This is a genomic window from Tateyamaria sp. (assembly GCF_039945315.1).
GTDB lineage: Bacteria > Pseudomonadota > Alphaproteobacteria > Rhodobacterales > Rhodobacteraceae > Tateyamaria.
Genome location: NZ_JBDUXB010000032.1, coordinates 24,281 through 30,280, shown reverse-complemented (window position 1 = coordinate 30,280; position 6,000 = coordinate 24,281). Strand labels below are relative to the sequence as shown.

5 protein-coding genes and 1 pseudogene are annotated in these 6,000 nt (G+C 54.0%); 3 read left to right on the top strand and 3 right to left on the bottom strand.

Features of this window, described 5'->3' with window-relative positions; all coding sequences use genetic code 11:
* Positions 1-140 precede the first annotated feature (140 nt).
* From ABJD00_RS09625 to ABJD00_RS09615, 3 genes and pseudogenes are all read right to left on the bottom strand, one after another.
* Positions 141-265: pseudogene (locus ABJD00_RS09625) on the bottom strand (IS6 family transposase); the annotation flags it as partial.
* Positions 266-336: 71 nt separating this feature from the next.
* Positions 337-948 (bottom strand): response regulator, encoded by a 612-nt coding sequence (locus ABJD00_RS09620; RefSeq protein ID WP_413849463.1) that lies wholly within the window; start codon positions 946-948, stop codon positions 337-339.
* Positions 941-2,623, bottom strand: coding sequence for an ATP-binding protein (locus tag ABJD00_RS09615; RefSeq protein WP_413853685.1), 1,683 nt, complete (start codon positions 2,621-2,623; stop codon positions 941-943). Before ABJD00_RS09615 ends, ABJD00_RS09620 begins: the two co-directional genes overlap by 8 nt.
* 176 nt (positions 2,624-2,799) lie before the next feature.
* Between ABJD00_RS09615 and ABJD00_RS09610 the strand changes: the two genes are divergently transcribed.
* The 3 genes from ABJD00_RS09610 to ABJD00_RS09600 all read left to right on the top strand — a co-directional run bounded on the left by ABJD00_RS09610 (position 2,800) and on the right by ABJD00_RS09600 (position 5,939).
* On the top strand, positions 2,800-3,807 hold the full coding sequence (locus ABJD00_RS09610) for a DctP family TRAP transporter solute-binding subunit (RefSeq protein ID WP_413849459.1): 1,008 nt from the start codon (positions 2,800-2,802) through the stop codon (positions 3,805-3,807).
* A gap of 78 nt (positions 3,808-3,885) precedes the next feature.
* Entirely contained in the window at positions 3,886-4,560 is a 675-nt protein-coding gene (locus ABJD00_RS09605) for a TRAP transporter small permease (protein WP_413849457.1), read from the top strand.
* Positions 4,560-5,939 carry a TRAP transporter large permease gene (locus ABJD00_RS09600; protein WP_413849455.1) on the top strand — a complete coding sequence of 460 codons (1,380 nt, stop codon included), beginning with the start codon at positions 4,560-4,562 and terminating at the stop codon, positions 5,937-5,939. The genes ABJD00_RS09605 and ABJD00_RS09600 overlap by 1 nt, the downstream gene beginning before the upstream one ends.
* Positions 5,940-6,000 lie beyond the last annotated feature (61 nt).

The window sequence follows — 6,000 nt, the reverse complement described above, 5'->3', positions numbered from 1 at the left end:
AGGGAAAGGATCAAACGAAAGACGCTCGAAGCGCGCCGCTTGCAACACAGACAACGCGCCGCATAATCAAACCAACAAGATGAGCCAAACTCTCTCTTAGTTTAGGTCGCCATTGGTTCCAAAAACTCTGACGACCGACACCCGCGCTCATGCAGCAGATCTTCGACATTCCGAAGTGACAGCAGGAAACGAACATACATGATCACGGCGAGGCGAATGATCTCTAGACTAGGTGTGGGTAGCGGAATGGGGAGCGTTTTGTCATCTCGAAAAGCTACAAAAGCGTCCTGCCCGTCTCAGGTTGGTATCGTCTGACAAAACTCTAAAACGGCATATTTATTGTTTATGTTTGGACCGAAACGCCTTTGCCACCACCCGCAGTTTATTCATTCTGTCGTAGAGCGTGTTGCGCGGGATACCAAGACGTGCCGCCGCAGCGGCGACTTTACCGCTTTCGTCGCTGAGAGCCTGTTCGATGATCTGGCGTTCATGGGCTTCCAGCCGTTCGGACAGGGATCCACTTGCATCCGGGTCTCGCTCCTGATCGAGCTCTTCGCGCATGGCGCGGTTTTCCAGTACCAATGCCCGATGCGCCAGCGCGCGGCGAAGAACGTCTATCACACGCTGCGGTTCGCAGGGTTTTTCCAAATACTCATAGGCCCCTTCGCGCAAGGCCCTCATGGCGGTGGGCACATCGGAATGGCCAGTCAGCAGCACCACCGGCAGATCAGGGTCGCGTGCCTGAGCGAAGCCAAGCACATCAAAGCCATCGTGATCTGGCATCTTGATATCAGACAAGATCACGCCCCTGAAGTTTGAGCGGATCGAGCGGCGCGCGTGCACAAATCCATTTGTCGGGATTGGCTCCAAATCGTCCAACTCCAATGTCTGTTCGATGGAGGCACGCAGGACGGGGTCGTCTTCAATAATCAACACTTTTTTAAGCATTTGAGCCCTCCACAATTGGCAAAACAATTCTGAATTCAGCGCCAACATCCAAATTGTTGCAACTGAGGGTGCCACCAAAGCGCGCAATGATCCCATGGGCAAGCGCAAGCCCCATGCCAAGTCCTTTGGACGCACCAAGGTCCTTGGTGGTGTAAAACGGCTCAAACACGGCAGAGACATCCGCGATCCCATGCCCGGTATCTGACAAGGTTAGGACCGCGGTATCGCCTGCGCAGCGCAGTGCAAGCGATAGGTCCTTACGCTTGCTTTGTGCCATTGCATCCAAGGCGTTGGAGATCAAGTTCAGCACGACCTGTTCCAGCCGCACCTGCCCGGCCAGAACAAACAATGCTTCTTCTGGCAAGTGGCAATCCAAAGTCACACCCGCCTCGGCAATGTCTTCACGGCTGAGCTCAAGCGCCGAGGCGACAACATTTCCAAAGTTGATCTGTTCTGTTGGGGCCACTTCTTGCCGCGCAAAGGCACGCAGGTTTCCAATGATGCGTGCCATACGCCGCACCTGATCCGAGATCAGTGTCAGGTTCTGCGCCGCAGGCCCACTGCGGCCACGCGCCAGAAACTGCTGACCATTTTCGGCAAAATTCAGAATTGCCGCCAAAGGTTGATTCAGCTCATGGCTGACCCCGGCAGACAGACGCCCCAGTGCGGCCAACTTGGACGCTTCAACCAGCGCATCCTGTGCGCCACGCAATTCGTGCGTGCGCGCCTCGACACGTGCTTCTAGTTGCGAAGAATATTGCTGCTCAAAAACCCGGCCCCGCCGTTGTTGCAAAGCAACCGTTCCGATCAGGCCAAGAACAGCCGCCCCCGCCAACACAAGTATGGAGCGCAAACGGGCCGTGGCGCGGGGTTCCGAAGTGTCCAGAAAGATCACACCGGTCAGGTCCAGATGGGGGACAAACTGTTCTGCCTTGATGACCTCTAGAAAGTCCCCGTTTGGTGGGCGAAATTGCCAAAGCTGCAAGCCGCGGTTGCGCGTGCTTTTGGTCAGATTGAACGCTGCGATTTCCGGGTCCTGGCCGCGCGACAGCAAGAGAAGATTAGGCCGATTGGAGGAAAACGCCAGTTGCTCTACGTCAAAGAAAACAATGGGCTCTGGCGCGACGGGCCATTCAAATTCGAGTGCAGCGAGTGAAACGCTTAGGACGACGACCCCCGCAGGTCTTGAATGATCAATCAGAACGCTGCGGCTGAGTTTGATGATGCGTTCGCCGTTCTCCAAAGCCTGGGCAAACCCAAGGCGATTGTTCAGCGCCGCTTGTAGGAACGCGTCAGAATGTCGGACATCTGGCGAGGCATTGGAGGAACTGAACAAGATGGTTCCGTCAGGTGCGCTTAGATCAATTCTCCAGGCCCCATAAGTTGCTTCAAACTCCTCCAACGCAGATTTTGCCTCTGCGTATCGCTGTTCCGCTATGGCCTGCACGATCCGGGTATCGTTCGCGATCACATTCGTCAGCGCGCGATGGCTGTCGATTTGCAGGCGCAACCGGCTGGAAGCCTCGCTAAGCCGGACCTCGCCCTGAGCGCGCAGGGCGATAAGTTCGTTGTGAAAGGTGTTTTGATGAAACACCCAGGCCAGGCCGGCAACCAAGACCGCATATACCAGATATGCGATTATTATTCGGAATCGGCTTCGGATCAGCTGGTTCATTACAGGTCACTGTGTCCGAGATTTCGGAAAAATTTGCAACCAGCACACCCTGCCCCTGCTAACTGTCTGTATAAAAACATCAAAAAATATTTTGCGATAAATGCTTGTTTTAGGCTTCGATCGACTGGCATTTGTAATTTATCGGCGCGGAGGATCGCCGCAACAGGAGGAAACCAATGAAAAAGTTCTTGAAGGCCGCATGTATTGCGGCAGTCGCCACCGTACCATCCCTTGCCTTTGCAGCCTGTGATGACGGTGAAATCGTCGTGAAGTTCAGCCATGTGACAAACACCGACAAGCACCCGAAAGGGATTGCGGCAACGCTTTTGGAGCAGCGCGTGAATGCCGAAATGGACGGCCAGATGTGCATGGAGGTTTTCCCTAACTCCACGCTTTATAACGACAACAAGGTGCTGGAAGCGATGCTTCAAGGCGATGTACAGCTGGCAGCGCCGTCTTTGTCCAAGTTTGAAAAATTCACCAAACAGTTCCGCATCTTTGATCTGCCCTTCATGTTCAACGACATCAACGCAGTTGAAGCCTTTCAAGCCTCAGACGCCGGTCAGGGCATGCTGGACAGTATGCAAAAACGTGGCTTGCAAGGGCTGGCTTACTGGCACAATGGCATGAAACAAATGTCAGCCAACAAGCCGCTGATCGCGCCGACAGACGCTAATGGGCTGAAGTTCCGCGTCCAGTCTTCTGACGTGCTGGTGGCGCAGATGGAAGCCATTGGTGGTTCGCCTCAGAAGATGGCGTTTTCAGAAGTTTATGGCGCGCTACAACAGGGCGTTGTTGATGGGCAGGAAAACACGTGGTCCAATATCTTCGGCAAGAAGTTCTTCGAAGTACAGGACGGTGTGACCCAAACCGACCACGGTATCATCGACTATCTGTTGGTGACCAACATCGACTGGCTTGAAGGGCTGCCGGCAGATGTTCGTGATCAGTTCGTTACAATCGTGAACGAGGTCACGACGACGCGGAATGCAGAATCCACTAAGGTCAACGAAGAAGCCAAAGAGGCTATCATCGCAGCGGGTGGCACTGTGCGCACTTTGACACCTGAGCAACGCCAAGCATGGGTCGACACGATGAAGCCTGTCTGGGACCAGTTCGCAGAAGATGTGGGGCAAACCAACATCGACGCAGCACAGGCGATCAACGCCTCTTTGGTAAACTGATCTAGCATCTGCCTAAAATCTCCCAAGGGGCGCTTGTCAGGGTGACAGCGCCCCTCATCTGTAGGAAATGAGAGCAACATGGCTGCACAACGCTCAGGTTCCCAAAGCGTTATAGACCACATCGAAGAGACTCTGATCGCCGTGATACTTGGTGCGATGACGCTCTTGACTTTTGCCAATGTGGTGGCGCGCTACGGTTTCAATTCAAACATCTTTTATGCGCTGGAACTCACGGTCTTTCTGTTTGCCTGGCTGGTGCTTCTGGGGGCGTCTTATGCGGTGAAGCATACGCTTCATTTGGGCGTCGACGCGATCGTGAATGGAGTCTCTACGCCTGCCAAACGCAGACTAGGACTGTTCGTGGTAGCGATTTGCCTTGCCTACTCTTTGCTTCTTTTGAAAGGCGCATGGGACTACTGGGCCCCCTACGCCAACCTTTATCCTACATCAGGGCGTTGGTTCCCAACCGGGTTCGAACAAGTTCGCGGGCAAGGATGGTACGAAACCCAAGACATCCCGGTGCCGTTCTTCCTTGGATGGTTGGAAGGCGTATTCAACGATGGGGACGCCTACGAAAAATTGCCCAAGGTGGTGCCGTATATTGTGATGCCGGTCTCGGCGCTGTTGCTGGTTTACCGCTTTGTCCAAGTCGGATTTCGGGTTTGGCGAGGCGAACAAGATATGCTGATCGTCAGCCATGAGGCGGAAGACGATGTGGCTGAAGCTGCGGCAAAGCTCAAGGAACAAGAATAATGGAAATCTTGCTGCTTTTTGTCATGGTCATCAGCCTGATGCTGGTGGGCGTGCCCATCGCCATCTCCCTTGGTTTTTCCTCCATCGTCTTTTTATTGGTGTTTTCGGACACTTCCCTTGCCTCTGTTGCGCAGACCTTGTTCGAGGCGTTTGAAGGGCATTCCACTCTGCTGGCGATACCTTTCTTCATTCTGGCCTCGTCGTTCATGTCCACGGGCGGTGTGGCGCAGCGGATCATCCGCTTTTCCATCGCACTGGTAGGGCACCTGCGGGGCGGTCTGGCAATCGCAGGCGTTCTGGCCTGTATGATGTTTGCGGCCCTGTCAGGGTCTTCGCCGGCAACGGTTGTGGCTATCGGGACCATTGTGATCGCGGCGATGCGCCAGGTTGGCTACACCAAGGAATTTGCGGCTGGCGTGATCGCCAATGCCGGCACCTTGGGCATCCTGATCCCGCCGTCCATCGTGATGGTGGTTTATGCAGCTGCTGTCGAAGTGTCTGTGGGACGCATGTTCCTTGCAGGTGTAATCCCCGGTCTTCTGGCGGGCACCATGTTGATGATCGGGATTTATATTAGGGCCCGCATCAAGAATATGCCGAAAGGTGAGTTCAAAGGCTTTGGTGAGATTTGGGGTAGCCTCAAGGACGCGGTCTGGGGTTTGCTGCTTATCCTGATCATCATGATCGGCATTTACGGCGTTCCAGGCGTTACCGGCGCGATCTTTACACCCACCGAAGCAGCGGCGGTTGCCTCAGTGTACGCGTTCTTTGTCGCTTGCTTCATTTATCGCGATATGGGACCGCTTAAAAACGGAGAGTCCATCTTTCGCAAACCTCAGGCATTGGTCACAGCCTTTTGGCACCCCGACACTGTGGGCACCTTGCGCGATGCAGGTAAGCTGATCATCACGTTGATGTTTGTGATCGCCAACGCACTGCTTCTCAAGCACGTGATCACAGATGAGCAAATCCCTCAAAAGATAACTGAAGTTATGCTGTCTTACGGGTTTGGCCCTGTGATGTTCTTGATCGTCGTAAACGTGATCCTGTTGATCGGTGGCCAGTTCATGGAACCGTCGGGCCTTTTGGTAATCGTCGCGCCATTGGTGTTTCCCATCGCGATTGAGCTTGGGATCGATCCGATCCATTTGGGCATCATTATGGTGGTTAATATGGAGATCGGAATGATCACACCTCCGGTTGGGTTGAACCTCTTTGTGACAGCCGGGGTCGCTAATATGTCTATGATGGGCGTTGTACGCGCAGCGCTGCCGTTTCTCGCCATCATGTTCGTCTTCTTGATCTTGGTGACTTATGTGCCTGCGATATCGACAATTTTACCCAACGCGGTGATGGGGCCTGAGATCATAACAAAATAAGCAACGGTTGGCTGACCGTCCTTGGATCTGCAATCAGCTTGTGTGGCGACATCGACGACGT

Coding starts and splice junctions, on each gene's coding strand:
- ABJD00_RS09620 (WP_413849463.1), bottom strand. CDS start 948: ATGCTTAAAAAAGTGTTGATTATTGAAGACGACCCCGTCCTGCGTGCC.
- ABJD00_RS09615 (WP_413853685.1), bottom strand. CDS start 2,623: ATGAACCAGCTGATCCGAAGCCGATTCCGAATAATAATCGCATATCTG.
- ABJD00_RS09610 (WP_413849459.1), top strand. CDS start 2,800: ATGAAAAAGTTCTTGAAGGCCGCATGTATTGCGGCAGTCGCCACCGTA.
- ABJD00_RS09605 (WP_413849457.1), top strand. CDS start 3,886: ATGGCTGCACAACGCTCAGGTTCCCAAAGCGTTATAGACCACATCGAA.
- ABJD00_RS09600 (WP_413849455.1), top strand. CDS start 4,560: ATGGAAATCTTGCTGCTTTTTGTCATGGTCATCAGCCTGATGCTGGTG.